The sequence below is a fragment of the Burkholderia sp. BCC1999 genome (assembly GCF_905339975.1).
Lineage (GTDB): Bacteria > Pseudomonadota > Gammaproteobacteria > Burkholderiales > Burkholderiaceae > Burkholderia.
This window is the reverse complement of sequence record NZ_CAJPHP010000020.1, coordinates 33,734-55,977: the sequence shown is the minus strand read 5'-3', so window position 1 is coordinate 55,977 and position 22,244 is coordinate 33,734. Positions and strand designations below refer to the sequence as shown.

The 22,244-nt window shown below is 68.4% G+C and carries 20 protein-coding genes; 14 read left to right on the top strand and 6 right to left on the bottom strand.

The genetic code is table 11. From position 1 onward, the window contains the following. Positions 1-26: 26 nt before the first annotated feature. The 6 genes from U5809_RS25970 to U5809_RS25945 all read left to right on the top strand — a co-directional run bounded on the left by U5809_RS25970 (position 27) and on the right by U5809_RS25945 (position 4,996). Positions 27-464 carry a thioesterase family protein gene (locus U5809_RS25970; RefSeq protein ID WP_322088604.1) on the top strand — a complete coding sequence of 146 codons (438 nt, stop codon included), beginning with the start codon at positions 27-29 and terminating at the stop codon, positions 462-464. Between the two features lie 9 nt (positions 465-473). Beyond that, positions 474-1,409 carry a branched-chain amino acid ABC transporter permease gene (locus U5809_RS25965; protein WP_322088603.1) on the top strand — a complete coding sequence of 312 codons (936 nt, stop codon included), beginning with the start codon at positions 474-476 and terminating at the stop codon, positions 1,407-1,409. Further along, a complete protein-coding gene (locus U5809_RS25960; RefSeq protein WP_322088602.1) occupies positions 1,402-2,631 on the top strand; it encodes a branched-chain amino acid ABC transporter permease in 1,230 nt (409 codons plus the stop codon). Before U5809_RS25965 ends, U5809_RS25960 begins: the two co-directional genes overlap by 8 nt. Next, positions 2,628-3,380, top strand: a complete 753-nt coding sequence (locus U5809_RS25955) for an ABC transporter ATP-binding protein (protein WP_322088601.1) — start codon at positions 2,628-2,630, stop codon at positions 3,378-3,380. Before U5809_RS25960 ends, U5809_RS25955 begins: the two co-directional genes overlap by 4 nt. Beyond that, positions 3,377-4,081 carry an ABC transporter ATP-binding protein gene (locus U5809_RS25950; protein ID WP_322088600.1) on the top strand — a complete coding sequence of 235 codons (705 nt, stop codon included), beginning with the start codon at positions 3,377-3,379 and terminating at the stop codon, positions 4,079-4,081. The genes U5809_RS25955 and U5809_RS25950 overlap by 4 nt, the downstream gene beginning before the upstream one ends. A gap of 168 nt (positions 4,082-4,249) precedes the next feature. Further along, the gene (locus U5809_RS25945; RefSeq protein WP_176047115.1) at positions 4,250-4,996 is read left to right on the top strand and encodes an SDR family NAD(P)-dependent oxidoreductase; all 747 of its coding nucleotides are present in this window, start codon (positions 4,250-4,252) and stop codon (positions 4,994-4,996) included. Positions 4,997-5,040: 44 nt separating this feature from the next. On the opposite strand, the gene U5809_RS25940 is transcribed toward U5809_RS25945, so the two are convergent. From U5809_RS25940 to U5809_RS25920, 5 genes are all read right to left on the bottom strand, one after another. Next, a complete protein-coding gene (locus U5809_RS25940) occupies positions 5,041-5,535 on the bottom strand; it encodes a heme-degrading domain-containing protein (protein WP_322088599.1) in 495 nt (164 codons plus the stop codon). A 100-nt stretch (positions 5,536-5,635) separates the two neighbouring features. Beyond that, positions 5,636-6,454, bottom strand: coding sequence for a 5-deoxy-glucuronate isomerase (iolB, locus tag U5809_RS25935; RefSeq protein ID WP_322088598.1), 819 nt, complete (start codon positions 6,452-6,454; stop codon positions 5,636-5,638). Positions 6,455-6,490: 36 nt separating this feature from the next. Continuing rightward, complete coding sequence (gene iolE, locus U5809_RS25930; RefSeq protein ID WP_322088597.1) at positions 6,491-7,420, bottom strand: myo-inosose-2 dehydratase; 930 nt, start codon at positions 7,418-7,420, stop codon at positions 6,491-6,493. A gap of 62 nt (positions 7,421-7,482) precedes the next feature. Further along, positions 7,483-9,366: a 3D-(3,5/4)-trihydroxycyclohexane-1,2-dione acylhydrolase (decyclizing) gene (gene iolD / locus U5809_RS25925; protein ID WP_322088596.1), complete on the bottom strand. Its 1,884-nt coding sequence runs from the start codon at positions 9,364-9,366 to the stop codon at positions 7,483-7,485. Between the two features lie 46 nt (positions 9,367-9,412). Next, positions 9,413-11,371, bottom strand: a complete 1,959-nt coding sequence (locus tag U5809_RS25920; RefSeq protein WP_322088595.1) for a bifunctional 5-dehydro-2-deoxygluconokinase/5-dehydro-2-deoxyphosphogluconate aldolase — start codon at positions 11,369-11,371, stop codon at positions 9,413-9,415. A 306-nt stretch (positions 11,372-11,677) separates the two neighbouring features. Between U5809_RS25920 and U5809_RS25915 the strand changes: the two genes are divergently transcribed. The 8 genes from U5809_RS25915 (at position 11,678) to U5809_RS25880 (ending at position 20,664) form a co-directional block, all read left to right on the top strand. Next, positions 11,678-12,604 (top strand): sugar ABC transporter substrate-binding protein, encoded by a 927-nt coding sequence (locus U5809_RS25915; RefSeq protein ID WP_282507311.1) that lies wholly within the window; start codon positions 11,678-11,680, stop codon positions 12,602-12,604. A 68-nt stretch (positions 12,605-12,672) separates the two neighbouring features. After that, on the top strand, positions 12,673-14,250 hold the full coding sequence (locus tag U5809_RS25910; RefSeq protein WP_282507312.1) for a sugar ABC transporter ATP-binding protein: 1,578 nt from the start codon (positions 12,673-12,675) through the stop codon (positions 14,248-14,250). A 26-nt stretch (positions 14,251-14,276) separates the two neighbouring features. After that, positions 14,277-15,302: an ABC transporter permease gene (locus U5809_RS25905; protein ID WP_059234792.1), complete on the top strand. Its 1,026-nt coding sequence runs from the start codon at positions 14,277-14,279 to the stop codon at positions 15,300-15,302. Between the two features lie 43 nt (positions 15,303-15,345). Continuing rightward, a complete protein-coding gene (locus U5809_RS25900) occupies positions 15,346-16,257 on the top strand; it encodes a sugar phosphate isomerase/epimerase (protein WP_322088594.1) in 912 nt (303 codons plus the stop codon). 59 nt (positions 16,258-16,316) lie between these two features. Beyond that, on the top strand, positions 16,317-17,330 hold the full coding sequence (locus U5809_RS25895; RefSeq protein WP_322088593.1) for a Gfo/Idh/MocA family oxidoreductase: 1,014 nt from the start codon (positions 16,317-16,319) through the stop codon (positions 17,328-17,330). Between the two features lie 35 nt (positions 17,331-17,365). Then, complete coding sequence (locus tag U5809_RS25890) at positions 17,366-18,292, top strand: TIM barrel protein (protein WP_322088592.1); 927 nt, start codon at positions 17,366-17,368, stop codon at positions 18,290-18,292. A gap of 32 nt (positions 18,293-18,324) precedes the next feature. After that, positions 18,325-19,497: a Gfo/Idh/MocA family protein gene (locus U5809_RS25885; protein WP_282507316.1), complete on the top strand. Its 1,173-nt coding sequence runs from the start codon at positions 18,325-18,327 to the stop codon at positions 19,495-19,497. Positions 19,498-19,779: 282 nt separating this feature from the next. Next, on the top strand, positions 19,780-20,664 hold the full coding sequence (locus tag U5809_RS25880) for a MurR/RpiR family transcriptional regulator (protein WP_309287801.1): 885 nt from the start codon (positions 19,780-19,782) through the stop codon (positions 20,662-20,664). Between the two features lie 57 nt (positions 20,665-20,721). On the opposite strand, the gene U5809_RS25875 is transcribed toward U5809_RS25880, so the two are convergent. Further along, positions 20,722-22,242 (bottom strand): CoA-acylating methylmalonate-semialdehyde dehydrogenase, encoded by a 1,521-nt coding sequence (locus tag U5809_RS25875; RefSeq protein WP_322088591.1) that lies wholly within the window; start codon positions 22,240-22,242, stop codon positions 20,722-20,724. Between the last annotated feature and the right edge of the window lie 2 nt (positions 22,243-22,244).

Sequence of the window (22,244 nt, the reverse complement as noted above, 5' to 3'; positions counted from 1 at the left end):
TTCCCATCGTCCTGACCGCCATCGCCATGTCCGACAAGCCGCAGCCGCGTCCGCGCGACGCCTATCGCCACTTCCTGCCGATCACGACCCGCTGGATGGACAACGACGTCTACGGGCACGTGAACAACGTCGTCTACTACAGCTACTTCGACACCGTCGTGAACGAATACCTGATCCGCGCGGGCGTGCTCGACGTCGAGCACGGGCAGACGATCGGGCTCGTCGTCGAGACGCAGTGCAACTACTTCGCGCCGCTCGTGTTCCCGCAGTCGGTCGATGCGGGGCTGCGTGTCGTGAAGCTCGGCACGTCGAGCGTGCGCTACGAGGTCGGCCTGTTCGCGCAAGGCGACGCATCGCCGGCCGCGCAGGGGCATTTCGTGCACGTGTACGTCGATCGCGGGACACGCCGCCCCGTGCCGCTGCCCGACACGCTGCGCGCCGCGCTCGAACCGCTCACGGCCTGACGACTCGCGGTGCACGCGTTCGCGCTCCAGGTCTTCAGCGGCCTCAGCTACGGCTTGCTGCTGTTCATGCTGTCGGCCGGACTCACGCTGATCTTCAGCGTGCAGGGCGTGCTCAACTTCGCCCATGCGAGCTTCTACATGCTCGGCGCGTATGTCGGCTACAGCATCGCGGCCCGTGCGGGCTTCTGGCCGGCGCTCGTGCTCGCGCCGCTTGCGGTCGGGCTGCTCGGCGCCGGCTGCGAACGCACGCTGCTGCGCCGCGTGCAGGCGCACGGCCATACCAACGAACTGCTGCTGACCTTCGGTCTCGCGTACCTGATCGGCGAGGGCGCGAAACTCGTCTGGGGCCTCGCGCCATTGCCGGCGCCCGTGCCGCCGTTGTTCGACGGTGCGCCCGTGAGCGTCTTCGGCCTCGCGTTGCCGCGCTACCGGCTGTTCATGATGGCGATGTCCGCGACGATGCTGGTCGCGCTCGGCGCGCTGCTGCGCGTGTCGCGCATCGGGCTCGTCGTACGTGCGGCGCTCACGCATCGTGCGGCCGTCGAGGCGCTCGGCTACGACGTGCCGCGCGTGATGACGGGCCTGTTCGGCGCCGGCACCGCGCTCGCGGCGCTCGCCGGCGTGATCGGCGCGCCGCTCGCGGTGATCGAACCCGCGCTGGCCGAGACCGTCGGGTCGGTCGTGTTCGCCGTCGTCGTGATCGGCGGGCTCGGCTCGCTCGGCGGCGCGTTCGTCGCGTCGCTCGCGGTCGGTTTCGCGCAGACCTTCGCGGCCGCGAGCGACACGTCGCTGCGCGACCTCGCGTTATGGGCCGGGATCGCGTTGCCCGACAGCGTGGCCGCGGTGTCGATCGCGCAACTCGCGCCGCTGGTGCCGTACCTGCTGCTCGTCGCGATGCTGGTCGCGCGGCCGCGCGGGTTGTTCGGAGAACGGGTCGATGCGTAGCCGCGTGCTCGCCGGATGCACGCGCTGGGCGCTGTTCGCCGCGTGCCTGGTGCTGCCCGCGTGGCTGTGGCCACAAGGCGCGGTGCTCGGCTATCTCGCGCAGACGGCCGCGCTCGTCGTGCTCGCGCTGTCGTACAACCTGCAGCTCGGCACGACCGGGCTGCTGTCGTTCGGGCATGCGGCGTTCGCGGGCCTCGGCGCGTTCGCGGCCGCGCACTGGTTCAACCATATGGGCGGCCCGCTGCCGTTGTTGCCGCTCGTCGGCGGCGTGGCCGGCGCGGGATTCGGATTCGCCGCCGGGTTGCTCGCGACACGCCGTTCCGGCACCGCGTTCGCGATGATCACGCTCGGGCTCGCCGAATGCGTCGCGGCGGCCGCGTGGAGCGTGCCGGCGTGGTTCGGCGGTCTCGGCGGCGTGCCGATCGACCGCGCCAGCGGCACGCCGTGGGGCAACTGGCATTTCGGTGCACCGGCACACGCGTACACGGTGATCGCCGCGTGGTGCGTCGTGTCGGCGTGGGCCATGCACGCGCTGACGCGCACGCCGCTCGCGCGGCTCGCGAACGCGGTGCGCGACAACCCGGCGCGCGTTGCCGCGCTCGGCACCGATCCGCGCCGCGTGCGGCTCGCGATGGTCACCTGCGCGTCGTTCTTCGCCGGTATCGCCGGCACACTGACGTTGATCGACATCGAGATCGCGACGCCCGACAGCATGTCGATGGCGCGCTCGGCAACCGTGCTGATCGCCGCGGTGATCGGCGGCACCGGCGCGTTCTTCGGGCCGGCGGCCGGCGCCGCGGTGCTGACCGCGCTGAGCATCGGCGTCGCGGGCGTGTCGCGCGCGTGGGCGCTGTATCTCGGCGTGCTGTTCGTCGCGATCGTCGTGGCCGCGCCGGGCGGGATCGCGGGGATTGCGCGGGCACTCGCACACGCGATGCGACGCGATGCCCCGACGGCCGAGCGGTGGCGGATGTTGTGCGCCATCGGCGCGTGCCTGTTCTGGGGCGTTGCGATCGTCTGCGCGGCCGAGCTCGGTTATGCATGGCGCTTCGCGCAGGACGACGGCTCGGGTCTCGCATTCGGCGCGTGGGGCATCGATGCCGATACACCGGCCGGCTGGGCCGTCGCGTGCTCGGCGGCCGGCATCGGCACGCTTCTGTGGGGCTGGCGCGCGCGGTTCGTGCAGGGCAGCCAGGCCGGCAAGCGGGAGGACGCGCGATGAACGGCAACGCGATCGCGCTGCATGGCGTCGTGCAGCGTTTCGGTGCGCAGACCGTGCTCGACGGTGTCGAACTGAGTATCGCGGCCGGCGAGCGCCATGCGCTGATCGGGCCGAACGGCGCGGGCAAGTCGACGCTGTTCGGCGTGATTGCCGGTGCGACACGGCCGACGCGCGGGCGGGTCGTGCTGCACGGCGTCGACCTGCGCGGGCGCGGGCCCGTCGTCGCGAGCCGCCTCGGCATCGGCCGCAGTTTCCAGCAGACGAGTGCGTTCGCGCGGCTGACCGTATTCGACAACCTGCGCTGCGCGGCGCTGCATGCGCCGGCCGAACGGCGGCGCTGGTGGAACCGGCTGCGCGAATCGGCGTCGGTCGATCTCGCGGCCGCGCGTGTGCTGCACGACATCGGGCTCGATGCGCGGCGCGACACGCTGGCCGCCGAACTGAGCTATGCGGAACAGCGCGCGCTCGATCTCGGGATCGCGCTCGCGAGCGGCGCGCGCACGCTGCTGCTCGACGAGCCGACGGCCGGCATGAGCCGCGCGCAGGCGGCGCGGATGATCGCGCTGATCCGCGCGACGACGCAGGGTCGCACGGTGCTGATGATCGAGCACGACATGGACGCGGTGTTCGGTTTCGCCGAACGCATCACGGTGCTCGTACGCGGCACGGTGGTCGCGACCGGCGCGCCCGATGCAATCCGTGCCGATCCGCGCGTGCGCGCCGCGTATCTGGGCGAGGGCCGCGCATGAGCGCACTGCTCGACATTCGCGGCCTGCGCGCGTGGTACGGATTGCAGCCCGTGCTCGACGGCGTCGATCTCGCGCTTGCGCCGGGCGAGACGCTCGCGCTGCTCGGCCGCAACGGCTCGGGGCGCTCGACGCTCGCGAAGGCCGTGATGGGGCTCGTGCGCACGACTGGCTCGGTGCGCATCGCAGGCACCGAATGCGTGGGCGCGCGGACGTTCGAGATCGCGCGGCACGGTGTCGCTTACGTTGCCGAAAGCCGCGACGTGTTCCCGCTGCTGACGGTACGCGACAACCTGCGGCTCGGCTTGCGCGGCGTACGCGGCTCGGCCGAACGCGCGGCGCTCGACCGCCTGTTCGACCGTTTTCCGCTGCTGGCCGCGCGCGCGGACGTGAAAGCCGGGCGGTTGTCGGGCGGCGAGCAGCAGGTGCTCGCGCTGGTGCGCGCGCTGGCCGGCCACCCGCGCGTGCTGATCGTCGACGAGCCGGCCGAGGGGCTCGCGCCGCTCGCGGTCGACGAAGTCGGCGCCTGCCTGGCCGCGCTGCAGGCCGATGGCGTCGCGATCCTGCTGATCGAGCAGCGGCTGCAGTTCGCGCCGCGGCTCGCACGGCGCGTCGCGGTGATGGGGCGCGGACGGATCGTCTACGACGGCGCGCTCGACGGCCTCGGCGGCGAGGTCGCCAATGCGTGGCTGAGCGCCGGCTGACGGCACGTGATCGATTGTTCGGCAAACTCCGCCAGTCAATTCGTTGCGAGCCGCTTTATCGCTGCCGCGCCGCACAGTAAATTTCCAGTCATGCCGGTTGCCGCAGCAACGTATCCACGCGGCAAACGGCGCCAACCATCGAACGTCTTCTGACTGAGGAATGAAATCATGAGCAAGCTGGCAGGCAAGGTCGCGATCGTCACGGGCGCCTCGAAGGGCATCGGCGCGGCCATCGCGAAGGCACTGGCCGTCGAAGGCGCGGCGGTCGTCGTCAACTACGCGAGCAGCAAGGCAGGCGCCGACGCGGTCGTGAGCGCGATCGTCGAAGCGGGCGGCCGTGCGGTCGCGGTCGGCGGCGACGTGTCGAAGGCAGCCGACGCGCAGCGCATCGTCGATACGGCGATCGACACGTACGGCCGTCTCGACGTGCTCGTCAACAATTCCGGCGTGTACGAATTCGGGGCGATCGAAGCGATCACCGAGGAGCACTATCGCCGGCAGTTCGACACGAACGTGTTCGGCGTGCTGCTGATGACGCAGGCAGCCGTCAAGCATCTCGGCGAAGGCGCGAGCATCGTCAACATCAGCTCGGTGGTGACCAGCATCACGCCGCCGGCCAGTGCCGTGTACAGCGGCACGAAAGGTGCGGTCGACGCGATCACCGGCGTGCTCGCGCTCGAACTCGGCCCGCGCAAGATCCGCGTGAACGCGATCAACCCCGGCATGATCGTGACCGAAGGCACGCACAGCGCGGGCATCATCGGTTCGGATCTCGACAAGCAGGTGCGCAGCGAGACGCCGCTCGGCCGCCTCGGCGAGCCGGACGACATCGCGTCGGTGGCCGTGTTCCTCGCATCGGACGATGCCCGCTGGATGACCGGCGAGCACCTCGTCGTGAGCGGCGGGTTGAACTGATCCCGCGGGACTGCGCGATCGGCGCGCGTGCGCCGATTGCGTCGTTACGCGAGCATCGCCAGCGCGTTCGCGCCGACGTGCCATTGCAGGCACTCGACGACGAGCGCGTGATTGTCTTCGGAATCGAGCCCCGCGATGGTCATCGCGCCGACGATGCCGGCCCCGGCAATCCGCAACGGCACGCCGCCGCCGTCGAGCGCATAGTCGTCGGCGGACAATCCCTGCGACTGCAGCGACCAGCCGGCGCGGCGAAAGCGTGCGCCGACCGCGAGCGAACTCAGGCCGAAACGCAACACGGTGTTCTGCCGGCGGCGGATCGCGTCGCTGTCGCTTGCGCCGCTGCCGTCGAGCGCGCAGTAGAACAACGGCGCTTGCTCGCCGACGATACTCACCGCGATCGGCAGCCCGCGACGCGACGCGAGGTTGACCGCGATTTCCCCCATCCGCCGGGCGACGGCCGCATTGAAACGCGGCAACGCCGGATTCGACGCGTCGTCGTCGAAGGCGTGGGGTTCGAGGCGAAAATGGGTCGTCACCATGGCGGCTCCGTGGCGTCGCCGGCTCAGTGTGCGCGTGCCGGGCGTCGCGTCGTCACGGGCCGCGCGCGGGCCCGTCTTCCGTTCAATGCTTCAGCGTTCTTCAGCGTTTCGGCGCCGCATCGATCATCCACTCGTGCGCGGGATCGTTCTTGAACGCCCATGCGCGGCTCGGCCCGGCCATCACGTTCAGGTAGTACAGGTTGTAGCCGTGCGGTGCGACGACCGGGTGATAGCCGCGCGGCACCATCACGACATCGTGGTTCTCGACCGCGCACGCTTCGTCGAGGCTGCGATCGTCCGTGTACACGCGCTGGAATGCGAAGCCCTGCGGTGGATCGATCCGGTGATAGTAGGTTTCCTCGAGCGACGTCTCGTCGGGCGCCGCGTCGCGATCGTGCTTGTGCGGCGGATAGCTGCTCGAGTGGCTCGCCGGCGTGACGACTTCGACGACGAGGAGGCGCTCGGCGGCCGGGTTGTCGCCCATCAGGATGTCGCAGACGTAGCGCGTGTTGGTGCCTTGCCCGCGCACCGAACGGCGCATCCGTTCGCCGTCGAGACGCCGCACGGGCTTGTCGCCGCTCGCGTACGGCGCGGTGCACAGTGCGATTTCCGCATCGCGCGTCGCGACCAGCGTGACGGTCTTGCCGCCCGGCACGTACAGCGCGTCCGGCGACATTTCCTCGAACACGCTGTCGCGCTTGCCGAGCGCGTCGTAGGTTTCGCCATCGACTTCGGCACGCACGGTGCCCGTCAGCACGACCACGCACAGCTCGCGCGCGCCAGTGTCGAGCATTTCGGTATCGCCGGCCTTCAGGCGCAGCGCGCGAAAGCCGACATGCTTCCAGCCGGCCGATTCCGGCGTGACGTTGCAGATTTCGCGCTCAGGCGACGCTTTGACCAGCAGGGGAGAAATCGTCATGGGGTGGGGCTCCGCAATAGGGTGGGGCTCAAGCGCTCAGGCACTCAACCGGTCGACGATCGCGCGCAGCGACTCGTAGCCCTTCTTCGCATAGGCATAGCTCGGCGCGACGGCCGGATCCTGCTCGGCCTCGACGACGAGCCAGCCTTCGTAGCCGGCGTCCTTCAGCGTGCGCAGCGTCGCGTCGTAATCGAGCGCGCCGTCGCCCGGCACCGTGAACGTGCCGTTGATCACGCCGTTCAGGAAGCTCCAGCCGCCGTTGCGCGCCTGCGTGACGACCTGCGGCCGCACGTCCTTGCAGTGCACGTGCGCGACGCGCGACACGTGCTTCTTCAGCAGCGTCACCGGATCGGCCGCGCCGCCGAAATACGCATGGCCCGTGTCGAACAGCAGGAACACCTTAGCCGGATCGGTCAGCGCCATCAGGCGGTCGACGTCGTCGGGCGACTCGACGTACGCGCCCATGTGGTGATGGTAGGCGAGCTTGATCCCGTAGGTCGCGAGCAGGTGCGCACCGAACGCGTCGAGGCGCGCCGCGTAGCGCTGCCAGGCGCCGTCGTCGACGAAGCGCGGCCGTTTCGCGACCGGCGTGTCGATGCTGCCCTGGATCGTGCCCGCGCATTCGCCGTAGACCACGACCTTCACGTCGTTGAACTGCAGCTTCGTCATGTGCGCGCGGCAGCGCTCGATTTCCGCGGCGACCGCATCGGCGTCGCTCATGCCGGGCGCGACTTCCGCGAGGAAGCCCGAATACCAGCCGGACACGCACACGAGGCCGAATTCGGCGAGCTTCGCCTTCAACTCGGGGCCCGTCTTCGGAAACTTGTTGCCGAGCTCGAAGCCCGCGTAGCCGATTTCGGCGCCTTCCTTCAGTGCCGTTTCGAGCGGCGTCTCGCCGCCGAGCGACGGCAGGTCGTCGTTCATCCACGACAGGGGATTGATGCCGATGCGGACGTTCCAGCTCATGACGTGCTTCCTTGGTTCGGATGTGTTTTTTCGCGGGGTGGGTTCGTGGGCAGCGTGCGTCATCAGCGCCGCTGCCGCGTTTTCGCGTCGAGATACGCGCGGTGCGCGTTCTCGACGCCCGCGCGTTCGGATACCTGCGGCACTGCGACTTCCCACCACGCGCCGCCATCGTCGGTCGTGCGCTGGTGCGTGGTGTCGATCACGAGCACCTGGCTCGTCTTCGCCGCGCGGGCGCGCGTCATTTCGCGGCGCAGTTCGGCGATGTCGCGCACGTGCACGGCTTCGGCGCCCATCGCGCGCGCATGCATCGCGAAGTCGATCGTCGAGCGTTCGCCGCCTTCGGGCACGCAATCGTCGAGCATGTTGTTGAAGCTTGCGCCGCCGCAGTTCAGCTGCAGCCGCTCGATGCAGCCGTAGCCGCGGTTGTCGAGGATCACGACGATGATCTTGCGGCCGAGCATCACGGAGGTCGCGAGCTCCGCGTTGAGCATCATGTACGAGCCGTCGCCGACGATCACGATCACTTCGCGTTCGGGGCGTGCGAGCTTCGCGCCGAGGCCACCCGCTACTTCATAGCCCATGCACGAGTACGCATAGTCCATGTGATAGTTGCCCGGTACGCCGCTGCGCCACAGCTTGTGCAGTTCGGCCGGCAGCGTGCCGGCCGCGCAGACGACGAGGTCGTCGCGCGCGCTGTCGCGTCCCGCGTCGGCCGCGGAGTCGCGCACCGCGCCGATCACTTCCGCGTCATACGGCAGCGTGTCCTTCGGGATGCGCGTCGTCAGTTCGGTCACGCGTGCGTTCCACGCGGCGGCCTGGTCGCGGTTCGCTGCCGTCCAGGCCGGATCGGCGTGCCAGCCGGCCAGCGCGGCCGACAACTGGCCGAGGCCCGTACGTGCGTCGGCGATCAATTGCCGCCCGCGTTTCTTGCCGGCGTCGAACGGCTGCACGTTCAGGCTCAACAGCGTCGCGTTGCCGAACAGCGCATGCGAGCCGGTCGTGAAATCCTGCAGCCGCGTGCCGACCGCGAATACGACATCGGCCTGCGCGGCCGCGCGGTTCGCGGCGGGCGAGCCCGTCACGCCGATCGATCCGAGGTTCAGCGGGTGATCCCACGCGAGGCTGCCCTTGCCGGCCTGCGATTCGGCGACCGGCACGCCATGCGCGTCGGCGAACGCGCGCAGCGCGTCCCATGCCTGGCTGTACAGCACGCCGCCGCCGGCGACGATCAGCGGCTTCTTCGCGGCCTTCAGCACGTCGAGCGCGTCGGCGAGTTCGAGCGCGTCGGCCGGCGGCCGGCGCATCCGGATCACCGGCGGCGCGAAGAAATCCTCGGGCCAGTCGTACGCGAAAGTCTGCACGTCCTGCGGTAGCGCGAGACACACGGGGCCGCACTGCGCGGGGTCGGTCATCACCTGGATCGCGCGCGGCAGTGCGACGAGCAGTTGCTCGGGCGACGTGATGCGGTCGAAGTAGCGCGTCACGGGGCGGAAGCAGTCGTTCGCGCTGACGTCGCCCTGTTCGAAATCCTCGACCTGCTGCAGCACGGGGTCGGGCAGCCGCGACACGAACACGTCGCCGGGCAGCAGCAGCAGCGGCAGCCGGCCGACGTGCGCAAGCGCCGCCGACGTCAGCATGTTGGTCGCGCCGGGGCCGATGCTCGACGTCGCGGCCATCATCCGCTGGCGGAAATTCGCTTTCGCGAACGCGACGGCCGCATTCGCCATCCCTTGTTCGTTGTGCGCGCGGAACGTCGGCAGCCGGTCGTTCTCGGCATGCAGCGCTTCGCCGAGCCCGGCCACGTTGCCGTGGCCGAAGATCGCGAACACGCCGCCGCAGTACGGCAGGATTTCGGTGCGGCCGTCGGGCTGGACGACTTCGGCGCGCAGGGCGGCCAGGTAGCGCACGAGCGCCTGGCTGACGGTCAGTCTCACGGTGGTGGTCATCGTCGGTCGATAGAGAGGAGTCGGGTGGTCGTCACGGGCACATGCATCAGGCTGCTGCGGCGGCGCGCGCGGCGGCACGGCGGCCGAGCCACGCGTCGACCAGTTGCGTGAAGTTGCCGGCGACTTCGTCGATCAGCGCCTGGTCGTCGATGCGGCCGGCGAACCAGTTCAGCGATGCATCGGCCCACAGCGTGCGCCCGACCATGAAGCCCTTGACGATCGGGTTGGTCGCCGAGCGGAAGCTGTCGACGAGGTATTGCAGCGGCTGGTTCAGGCCGAGGATCACCGCGCCGCGGCAGTGCGGGTCGCGCTCGGCGATCAGCGCGGCGAGCCGCGTCCAGCCGTCCGCGCTCAGCGGCGTGAGCTTCCACCATTCGGGCTTCACGCCGAGGTTGTAGAAGCGCGCGACCGTGCGCAGCACCGCGTCGTCCTCGGTGCCGGCCGGCGTGACCGCGCGCGGCGGAATCATTTCGAGCAGCAGCTCGTTGCCGCTGGCCCGCGTGGCTTCCCACAGTTCCAGCACGCGCTGCTCCTGCTCGACGCGCAGGTCGACGTCGTCGTCGGGGTGGTAGTGGACGAGGCATTTCACGACCTGTTCGGTCGGCCAGTGCGTGAGCGACGAGCCGACCGAGCGCGTCTCGTCGAAACGCAGCGGCCGTGAGCCCGGCAGCTCGACCGGGCGGCCGACCCACCAGCCGCGTCCGGTGGCCGACGCGAGTGCGTCGCTGCCGTAGGCGCCGCCGTCGATCAGCACGCCGACGTGACCTTCGATATGACGATCGCGCTCGACCTGTTCGACCGCGCGCACGAGCAGGCGCTTCAGCGTCTTGATCCGCGTTTCGTCCGCGCCGGCCTGCACCGCGAGTTCGTAGAACTGGCTGCGGTGGTCGAACGCCATCACGCACAGGTCGTCCCAGTCGCGGCGCGGCACCGTCACGCGATGCAGGTGCGCGAGCGTGCGGTCGGCGTCGACCACCGGATTGCGGCTGCCGTCGAACCAGTGCGCGAGTTCGGCCGGCGTCGGCATCGCGGCCGAGCACGCGTGGCGCGACACGACGATCGCGCCGCACGCGTTCGCGATGCGCGTCGCTTCGGCCCAGTCGCTCCCGCGCAGCAGCCCCGACAGCAGGCCCGACAGGAATGCGTCGCCCGCGCCGAGCACGTTGAGCACCTCGACGCGTTCGCCGAGGAAGGTCGGCGCGGCGTCGATGCTGGCCGGAATGTCGCCTTCGATCACGCAGCAGCCGAGCGCGCCGCGCTTGACGACCAGCGTTGCGTTCGTGATCTTGCGTACCGCCTGCAACGATCCGATCAGGTCGTGCGGCACGCCGCCCGCGATCAGGAATTCCTCTTCGGTGCCGACCAGCAGGTCGAATTCACCGAGCACCTGCTGCAGCTGCCGCGTTACCTGCGCGTCCGGCACGTAGCGGTTCTCGCCCGCGCCGCGCGCGGTCAGCCCCCACAGCACGGGCCGGTAGTCGATGTCGAGGATCCGCACGACGCCGTGGCGGCGCGCATAGCCGAGCGCGGTCAGCGACGCCTCGCGCGTGCCCGGTGTCGAAAGATGCGTGCCGGTGATCGCGAGCGCCCGGCAGCCGGCGATGAAGTCCTCGCGGATCTCGTCTGCGCGCACGGCCATGTCCGCGCAGTTCTCGCGCACGAACAGCAGCGGGAACGTGTCGCGATCCTTCAGCCCGAGCAGCACCAGCGCGGTGAGGCGCTCGCTGTCGGTCTGCAGCTGGCTCGTGTCGCAGCCTTCGCGCTCGAGCGTCTCGCGCAGGAAGTGGCCCATCTGCTCGTCGCCGACGCGCGAAATCATCGCGGTCTTCAGCCCGAGCCGCGCGACGCCGAACGCGACGTTGCCCGACGAGCCGCCGAGATACATCTGGAAGCTGCGCGCATCTTCGAGGCGGCTGCCGTACTGCTGCGCATAGAGATCCACGGCCACGCGGCCGAGGCAGGCGAGATCGATGGGGCGGTCACTCGGAAAGTTCAGCTGGCTCATATCACGTGTCACGCTCGCGGCCGGCGGTCGGCGTTGCCGGCGGATTAGGGGACCGATCCTTTGGCCGCACGCCGTGACGTGCGCTGCACGACGCGAGACTGCCTGCCGCAGGGAATCGGGCTACGGACGCAGTCTAGACTTTTTGGAAATCCAGTTCCCTAGGTGAAATCACGTAGAAATAAATTTCCAAATCGTAGAGGAAGTGATCTACAGTTTCATCCGGATGCTTCAGTCCGTATCGGACTCGGCCCGGCGGCGCGCAACGCGCCGTCTTCCGCCCCCCGGAGATGAGGAGACAGATTGATCATGAAGACCAAGCTGATGGCCGTCGCGGCCGCCGCGATCCTGGCTGCGCCGCTCGCGCATGCCGAGAAGATCGGCGTGACGATGGCGTCGTTCGACGACACGTTCCTGACCATCCTGCGCAACAGCATCACCGACGCAGCGAAGAAGGACGGTGCGACGGTGCAGATCGAGGACGGCGGCAACGACGTCGGCAAGCAGTTGAGCCAGGTCCAGAACATGATCGCGCAGAAGGTCGACGCGATCATCGTGAACGCGGTCGATACCGACGCGACGCCGAAGATCACGAAGATGGTGACGGCCGCGAAGATCCCGCTCGTCTACGTGAACCGCAAGCCGGTCGATTTCGACAAGCTGCCGGCCGGCGTCGCGGTCGTCGCGTCCGACGAAAAGCAGTCGGGCACGCTGCAGGCGCGCCAGGTGTGCAAGCTGCTCGGCGGCAAGGGCGACCTCCTCGTGCTGATGGGCGAGCTGTCCAACGAATCGGCGCGCGCCCGCACCAAGGACATCGAGGACGTGATCGCGACGAAGGACTGCTCGGGCATGAAGATCGTCGACAAGCGCGAAGGCAAGTGGAGCCGCACGCAGGGCCAGGACATCACGATGAACTGGCTGAGCTCCGGGACGAAGTTCGACGCGATCATCTCCAACAACGACGAGATGGCGATCGGCGCGATCAATGCGCTGAAGGCCGCGCGCAAGTTGACGCCGAAAACGGTCGTCGCGGGTATCGACGCGACGCCGGACGGTCTCGCGTCGATGAAGGCCGGCGAGCTGAAGGTGTCGGTCTACCAGAACGCGGTCGGGCAGGGCGCGCAGTCGGTGGCCGCCGCGCTGAAGCTCGCGAAGAAGCAGCCGGTCGACCGCTACGTGAACGTGCCGTTCGAGCTCGTGACGCCCGAGAACATGAACCAGTACGCCAAGCACTGACCGGCGGTCCGTTGAACTGCGCGGGCCCGGCATCGCCGGGTTCGCGCGCGCTTTGTCGAGGAACGTCCATGTTTACAGCCAGGGTCGCGCGCCCGATGGCCGGCGGCGATGCACCGGCCGCTTCATCCGGCGGATCGTCCGCCGCGCCGGCTTCTCCCGCCGCCGACTGCGTGCTCGAGGTACGCGGCGTCGGCAAGTCCTTTCCCGGCGTCGTCGCGCTCGACGGCGTGCAGTTCCGCGTGCGCCGCGGCACCGTTCATGCGCTGATGGGCGAGAACGGCGCCGGCAAGTCGACGCTGATGAAGATCATCGCGGGCGTCTACACGCCCGACCAGGGCGAAATCCTGATCAACGGCGAACCGGTCGTGCTGAACGGTCCGCTCGATGCGCTCGACCGCGGGATCGCGATGATCCACCAGGAACTCAACCTGATGCCGTACATGACGGTCGCGGAGAATATCTGGATCCGCCGCGAACCGAAGAACCGCTTCGGCCTGATCGATCACGCGGCGCTGCGCCGCCAGACGGCCGCGTTGTTCGAGCGGCTGTCGATCGACATCGATCCGGAAACCGACGTGCGCACGCTGACGGTCGCGAGCCGCCAGATGGTCGAGATCGCGAAGGCCGTGTCGTTCGACTCCGACGTGCTGATCATGGACGAGCCGACCTCCGCGCTGACCGACAAGGAAGTCACGCACCTGTTCCGGATCATTCGCCAGCTGCGCGAGCAGGGCAAGGGCATCGTCTACATCACGCACAAGATGAACGAGCTGTTCGAGATTGCCGACGAGTTCTCGGTGTTTCGCGACGGCAAGTACATCGGCACGCATGCATCGAGCGACGTCACGCGCGACGACATCATCCGCATGATGGTCGGGCGCGAGATCACGCAGATGTTTCCGAAGGAAGAAGTGCCGATCGGCGACGTCGTGCTGTCGGTGAAGGATCTCGGCGTCGACGGCGTGTTCCGCGACGTGAGCTTCGAGCTGCGCGCCGGAGAAATCCTCGGCGTCGCGGGCCTCGTCGGCTCGGGACGCTCGAACGTCGCGGAGGCGCTGTTCGGCGTCGTGCCGGCCACGTCGGGCGAGATCCGCATCGACGGCAAGCCGGTGCGGATCGCGACCCCCGCGCAGGCGATGAAGCACGGGATGGCCTTCCTCACCGAGGATCGCAAGGACACCGGCTGCTTCCTGAATCTCGACCTGCTCGCGAACATGGAAGCGGCGGTGCTCCGCAACCGCTACGTGAAGTTCAACTTCGTACAGCAGGCGCAGCTGAAACGCGACTGCGAGGAAATGAGCCGGACGCTGCGCGTGAAGTCGCCGGGGCTGCACGAGGAAATCCAGAACCTGTCGGGCGGCAACCAGCAGAAGGTGCTGATCGGCCGGTGGCTTCTCACGCAGCCGCGCATCCTGATCCTCGACGAACCGACGCGCGGCATCGACGTCGGCGCGAAGGCCGAGATTCACCGGCTCGTCAGCGCGCTGGCCGGCAAGGGCGTCGCGGTGCTGATGATCTCGTCGGAAATGCCGGAAGTGCTGGGGATGAGCGATCGCGTGATGGTGATGCACGAAGGGCGCATGACCGGCATCGTCGATCGCAAGGACGCCGACCAGGTCCGCATCATGGATCTCGCGTCGCGCTGAGCCGAATCAAGATTGGAGACAAAGAAATGGGCAACCTGAACCCGGTCGCGGATGCGCAGACCATGACACTCAAGTCGCGGCACACGAAGTGGCCGCCCGAGCTGAGCATCTTCCTCGTGCTGGTCGGCATCAGCCTGTTCTTCGAGATCGTCGGCTGGATCGTCGTCGGCCAGAGCTTCCTGTTCAATGCCGAGCGGCTCGAGATCATCGTGCTGCAGATGGCCGTGATCGGCATCATCGCGGTCGGCGTGAACCTCGTGATCATCACCAGCGGGATCGACCTGTCGTCGGGGTCGGTCGTCGCGGCCGCGGCCGTCGTATCGGCGAGTCTCGCGCAGGTGTCGGACTTCCCGCGCGCGGTGTTTCCGCACCTGACCGACCTGCCGATCATCTGGCCCGTGCTGGCCGGCGTGTGCGTCGGGCTGCTGGTCGGCCTGCTGAACGGCACGCTGATCGCGATGACGGGCATCCCGCCGTTCATCGCAACGCTCGGCACGATGGTCGCCGCGCGCGGCTTCGCGAAGTGGTTCACCAACGGGATGCCGGTGTCGATGCTGACCGACCCGTTCGCGGCCATCGGCGCGGGTGCGAATCCGGTGATCATCTTCCTCGTGATCGCCGCGATCTTCCACGTCGTGCTGCGCTATACCCGCTTCGGCAAGTACACCTATGCGATCGGTGCTAACCGCCACGCGGCTGTCGTGTCGGGCATCAACGTCACGCGCCATCTGATCTTCGTCTATGCGATCGCGGGGCTGCTGAGCGGGATTGCAGGCACCGTGACGGCCGCGCGTGCGATCTCCGGCCAGTCGGGCATGGGCGTGATGTACGAGCTCGATGCGATCGCGGCCGTCGTGATCGGTGGCACGTCGCTGTCGGGCGGCCTCGGCCGCGTGACGGGCACCGTGATCGGCGTGCTGATCCTCGGCGTGATGACGTCGGGCTTCACGTTCATCCGCATCGACGCGTATTACCAGGAGATGGTGAAGGGCGCGATCATCGTCGCGGCCGTGATCGCCGACCAGTACCGCAACAAGAAGACGCGTCGCTGAACGCCCGCGTCGTGCCGGTAACCGCATTCGCGAAGGAAGCCTGATGAAGATCGCGCTGGACCCTTACATGATTCGCCACCTGCCGCTCGACCGGTTGCCGCACGCGGTGGCTGAACTCGGCTACGACCAGATCGAGCTGTCGCCGCGCAGCGATTTTCTCGACTGGTGGGTGATGCCGCGCGCGACGCGCGAGCGCATGGCCGCGTTCCGGCAGGCGATGCGCGCGAGCGGCGTCGGTCTCGCGTCGCTGCAGCCGATGTACCGCTGGGCGAGCCCGTTCGAGGACGAGCGTCAATGGGCCGTGCGGTGCTGGAAGAAGGCGATCGAGGTGGCGGTCGAGATGGAGTGCGCGCTGATGGTGTCGGAGTTCGGGCGCGGCGCGTCGCCCGAGCGTTCGGTCGGCGAGCGGCCGGGCGCGAACCCGAAGGAGCTGTGCGAGGCCGCTTGGTTCCGGTCGATGGACGAGTTGCTGCCGATCCTCGAGCGCGAACGCATCGTGCTGTCGGTCGAGCCGCATCCGGAGGACTGGATCGAGCAGTTGCAGCCGGCGATCGACATCGTCACGAATCTCGCTTCGCCGTCGCTGAAGCTGTCGTATATCGCGCCGCACACGTTCTACTACGGCGACGACATGGCCGCGATGATCGCGCGGGCCGCGCCGATCCTCGCGCACGTGCGCGTGGCCGACACCTTCGACCACCGCAAGAGCAGCCAGCTGCGCTACATCGTGAACCCGCCCGGATCGAACCAGATCCGCGTGCACCAGCATCTCGACATCGGGCAGGGCGAGATCGATTGGGACATGTTTTTCCGTGCACTCGGCGCGGCAGGCTTCGACGGTGTGATGTCGTCGTGCGTGTTCGCGTGGGAGGACCGCGCGGAAGCGTCGTCGCGCTACATGCGCGAGACGATCCAGCGCTTCGTCGATCGTCATTTCGATCGCACCGTGCGCTGACCGATTGCTGACCGGCGCGGCACGGGCCGCGCCGCTGATGAACGACTGGAGACTCGTAGATGACCTTGCAAATCGGCGTGATCGGCTGCGGCGCGATCGGCCAGGACCATATCCGCAGACTGACCCGCACGCTGTCCGGCGCACGCGTCGTGGCCGTTAACGACATCGATCCGCAGCAGGCGCGCGACGCGGTGACGAAGTACGGACTCGATGCCGAGATCTACGCCGACGGCCACGAAGTGGTCGCGGCCGCCGACGTGCAGGCCGTGCTCGTCACGTCGTGGGGGCCGACGCATGAAGCGTTCGTGCTCGACGCGATCGCGCGCGGCAAGCCCGTGTTCTGCGAGAAGCCGCTCGCGGTGACGGCCGACGGCTGCATGCGGATCGTCGAAGCGGAAGTCGCGCACGGCAAGCGGCTCGTGCAGGTCGGCTTCATGCGGCCGTACGACGAAGGCTATCGCGCGCTGAAGCGCGTGATCGACAGCGGCGAGATCGGCGCGCCGCTGATGCTGCATTGCGCGCACCGCAACCAGTCGGTCGGCGAACGCTACACGACCGACATGGCGATTACCGATACGCTGATCCACGAACTCGACGTGCTGCGCTGGCTGCTCGGCGAGGACTACACGAGCACGCAGGTCGTCTATCCGAAGAAGACGCGCCATGCGTCCACGCATCTCGCCGATCCGCAGATCGTGCTGCTGGAAACCGCGAGCGGCGTGCGCATCGACGTCGAGATCTTCGTGAACTGCCAGTACGGCTATGACATCCAGTGCGAGGTCGTCGGCGAGCAGGGCATCGCGAAGCTGCCCGATCCGCCGGCCGTCGGGCTCAAGCATGCGGCGCGGCAGTCGGTCGAGATCATGACCGACTGGAAGGAGCGTTTCATCGCATCGTACGACGTCGAGCTGCAGGCGTTCATCGACGGCGTGCGGCAGGGCGCGCTGACCGGGCCGTCCGCGTGGGACGGCTACGCGGCGGCGGTCGCGGCCGATGCCTGCGTGAAGGCGCAGAAGAGCGGCGCGGTCGAGCCGATCGCGATGGCCGACCGTCCCGCGTTCTATCGCGGCTGATCCAAGGCCACGCGCCGCTCGCCGGATTGACCGACATGACGATGAAAATTGGTTGCGCCCCGTGCTGCTGGGGCGTCGACGACGTGAACAACCCGCACCTGCCGCCGTGGCGGCACGTGCTTGCCGAGGCCGCGCAGGCCGGCTACTCGGGCATCGAGCTCGGGCCGTACGGCTACATCCCGCTCGAACTCGACGTGGTGAGCGCGGAGCTCGAGCGGCAGCGCCTGAGCATCACCGCCGGCACGATCTTCGACGACCTCGTGTCGCCGGAGAACCTGCCGAACCTGCTGCGCCAGACGCGCGACATCTGCGCGCTGATCACACGGCTGCCGAAATTGCCGACGCAGGCCGGCCAGCGCTACGCGACGCCGTACCTGGTCGTGATGGACTGGGGGCACGAGGAACGCGACTACGCGGCCGGCCATGCCGATCGCGCGCCGCGGCTGTCCGATGAATGCTGGGCCCGGATGGTCGAGCACATCCGGCAGATCGCGACGATCGCACGCGACGAATTCGGCGTGCGCCCGGTGATCCATCCGCATGCGGGCGGCTACGTCGAGTTCGCGGACGAGATCGACCGGATCGTTGCCGATATTCCGGCCGACACGGCCGGCCTCTGTCTCGACACCGGCCACCTGCATTACTCGGGCATGGACCCGGAAACCTGGCTGCGCCGCCATGCGGCGCGTCTCGACTACGTGCACTTCAAGGATATCGACGCGGCCGTGTACGACGCGGTGATGGGCGAGCACATCGCGTTCTTCGCCGCCTGCGCGCGCGGCGTGATGTGCCCGATCGGCACCGGCGTGCTCGACTACCGGTCGATCCGCCGCGCGCTCGACGACATCGGCTACGCCGGGTACATCACGATCGAACAGGAGCGCGACCCGCGCAATGCCGGCACGAGCCTGCGCGATGTTGCCGCGAGCCGCGCGTTTCTCGCATCGGCCGGCTTTGCATGACTCACTGAACCCGCACCAGGAACACCACCATCATGATTGACGGACAGATTCTGCTTGGACATTCGATTCGCTGGGGCATGGTCGGCGGCGGGCTCGGCAGCCAGATCGGCTACAGCCATCGGTCGGCCGCGATGCGCGACGGCAGCTTTCAGCTCGTCGCCGGCGCATTCGACATCGATCCCGAACGCGGCCGCCAGTTCGGCGTGAAGCTCGGCGTCGCGGCCGAGCGCTGCTATCCCGACTACGCGACGATGTTCGACGCCGAGGCGCGCCGCCCGGACGGGATCCGCGCGGTGTCGATCGCGACGCCGAACAACACGCACTTCGAGATCTGCCGCGCCGCGCTGAGCGCGGGGCTGCACGTGGTCTGCGAGAAGCCGCTGTGCTTCACGACCGAGGAGGCCGAGGCGCTGCAGCGCCTGTCGGTCGAGAAGAACCGGATCGTCGGCGTCGCGTACGGCTATTCCGGACACCAGATGATCGAGCAGGCGCGCGAGATGATCGCGCGTGGCGATCTCGGCGAGATCCGCATCGTGCAGATGCAGTTCGCGCACGGCTTCCACAGCGAGGGCGTCGAGGCCGCGAGCGCCGCCGCGCGCTGGCGCGTCGACCCGAAATTCGCGGGCCCGAGCTACGTGCTCGGCGACATCGGCACGCATCCGCTGTACATCTCCGAGGTGATGGTGCCGGAGCTGAAGATCAAGCGGCTGATGTGCTCGCGGCAGAGCTTCGTGAAGAGCCGCGCGCCGCTTGAGGACAACGCGTTCACGATCATGGAATACGACACCGGTGCGGTCGGCTATGTGTGGTCGAGCGCGGTGAACGCCGGTTCGATGCACAGCCAGAAGGTGCGCGTGATCGGCTCGAAGGCGAGCATCGAATGGTGGGACGAGCATCCGAACCAGTTGCGCTACGAAGTGCAGGGGCAGCCCGCGCAGGTGCTCGATCGCGGGATGGGCTACCTGCATCCGCAGGCGCTGCGCGAGGACCGCATCGGCGCCGGTCATCCGGAAGGACTGTTCGAGGCCTGGTCGAATCTCTACGCGCGCTTCGCGCTCGCGATGGATGCGGCCGATCGCGGCGACGCCGACGCATTGAAGCAGATCCGTTATCCGGACGTTCACGCGGGCGTCGAGGGCGTGCGCTGGGTCGAGAACTGCGTGCGCTCCGCCGACGCGGGCAGCGTCTGGGTCGACTATCGCTGAGCAGGGCAGGCCGGCTGCGCGGGGAACGTCATGTTTGCGCACCGACAGCCGGCCTCGGTACACGCCCTAATCTTTACGACGTCGCGAGAGCGTTGGACAATCGCTTCCAGTCTTGCCGTGGAGCGAGTGCAAGTGATGATCGAGCGCGTGGGAGCGAGCGGGCGGCGCGGGCCGTGCCGCAAACGTGATTAAATTCGCCCTTCATGCATGTATCCAGGTGAGTCCCGGGCCGCGTCCGCCAGCATCGCGCGCGCATCGGGGCCGTCAACTTCGCGCTATCCGATGAGTTCATCCGAGAAACCTCCCGCCACCGTCGAGCAGTTCCTGCAGCATCTGACGCAGGAATACGACGGTCTCAGCAATCGCCTGAAGGTGATCGCGCGACACGTGGAAACGCATCGGGACCAGCTTGGCCTGGAAGGCATCCAGTCGCTCGCGGAGGCATGCGGCGTCCAGCCGTCGGCCGTCGTGCGCTTTGCGAAGCACTTCGGCTTCTCCGGTTTCTCGGAGATGCAGCGGCTGTTCCGCGAAGGGCTCGCGCAGCAGATCGCGCCGGGGCGTGCGTACAACTTGCGGCTGCGCGACGTGATCGAGGCGGGCTCGTCGAGCCTGCAGCCCGAACAGATCGCCGACGAGTTCATCAAGGGCAGCATTGCCGGCATGCAGCAGCTGCGGCAGACGCTCGATTCGCAGGCGCTCGCGCAGGCCGTCGACCTGCTCGCCGACACGCAGGCGATCTGGATCGCCGGCTCGCGGCGCGCGTTTCCGATCGCCGTGTATCTGGACTATGCGCTGCAGCACACCGACAAGCGCATCGGGCTGTTCAGCGCGCTCGGCAGCATGCATCTCGGGCAGATCCGCTCGGTGCGCGAGGGCGACGTGATGATCGTGATCTCGTTCATGCCGTATGCGGAGGAAACCGTGCAGGTCGCGCAGCAGGCCGTGCAGCGCGGCGCGCGCGTGATCGCGATCACCGACAGCCGGATGAGCCCGCTCGCGCGGGAGGCCGAGGTGACGCTGATGGTGCAGGACAGCGAGACATTCGGCTTTCGCGCGCTGACGGCCACGATGGGCCTCGCGCAGAGCCTGTTCGTCGCGCTCGCGTACCGGCTCGAGCTGTCGTACCTGCCGACCGCCGACGGCGCGCACGGCTCGAAAGCCGGTTGACCTTTACTGCCGGCGAGCCGCCCGCGACCTCGATCGGCGGGCGGCTCGCCGGCTGGCTTACTTCGCGGTCGGCATCGCGAATTCGGCACCCTTGCCGATGCTCGACGACCAGCGCTGCATCACCGACTTCTGGCGCGTGTAGAAGCGCACGCCTTCCTCGCCGTACGCGTGCATGTCGCCGAACAGGCTCTTCTTCCAGCCGCCGAAGCCGTGCCATGCCATCGGCACCGGGATCGGCACGTTGATGCCGACCATGCCGACCTGGATGCGTCGCGCGAATTCGCGCGCGATGCCGCCGTCGCTCGTGAAACACGACACGCCGTTGCCGAACTCGTGTGCGTTGATCAGGTCGACCGCTTCGCCGAAATCCTTCACGCGCACACAGCCGAGCACGGGCCCGAAGATTTCTTCCTGGTAGATCCGCATGTCGGGCGTCACGTGATCGAACAGCGTGCCGCCCGTGAAGAAGCCCGCTTCGCGGCCCGGCACGCGCAGCCCGCGGCCGTCGACCACCAGTTTCGCGCCTTCGTTCACGCCTTGCTCGATATAGCCTTCGATGCGCTTGAGCGCTTCGCCGGTGACGATCGGGCCCATCTCGACTTCCGGCGACATCCCGTCGCCGATCACCAGCTTGCGGGCGCGCTCGGCCACCAGCGGCACGATCTGGTCCGCGACGTCGCCGACCAGCACCGCGACGCTGATCGCCATGCAGCGTTCGCCGGCCGAGCCGTACGCGGCGCCGATCAGCGCGTCGACCGCCTGCTCGAGGTTCGCATCGGGCATCACGACCAGATGGTTCTTCGCACCGCCGAGCGCCTGCACGCGTTTGCCCGACTGCACCGCGCGCTGCTGCACGTAGGCCGCGATCGGCGTCGAGCCGACGAAGCTGACGGCCTGCACGTCGGGGTGGTCGAGCAGCGCGTCGACCGCGCCCTTGTCGCCCTGCACGACGTTGAACACGCCGGCCGGCAGCCCGGCCTGCGTGAGCAGGTCGGCGATGAACAGCGCGGCCGACGGGTCGCGCTCGCTCGGCTTCAGCACGAACGTGTTGCCCGTCGCGATCGCGACCGGGAACATCCAGCACGGCACCATGCACGGGAAGTTGAACGGCGTGATGCCCGCGACGACGCCGAGCGGCTGGCGCATCGTCCAGTTGTCGATGCCGGTGCTGACCTGGTCGGTGAAGTCGCCCTTCAGGAGCTGCGGCACGCCGCATGCGAATTCGACGATGTCGATGCCGCGCGCGACTTCGCCCTGTGCGTCGGAGAACACCTTGCCGTGCTCGGCCGTGATGATCGCCGCGAGCGTGTCGCGGTGTTCGTTCATCAGCTGCAGGAAGCGGTGCAGCACGCGCGCGCGGCGGATCGGCGGCGTCGCGGCCCAGGCCGGGAATGCGGCGTGGGCGGAGGCGACCGCCTGCTGCACTTCGCTGTCGTCGGCGAGCGCGACGCGGCGCACCGCGCGGCCCAGCGCCGGGTTGAGGACGTCCTGGAAGCGGCCGCTGCGGCCGGCAACGGGCGCGCCGTCGACATAGTGGCCGACGTCGGCGTCGGACGTGTAAGCGGGAACCGGATTCATCG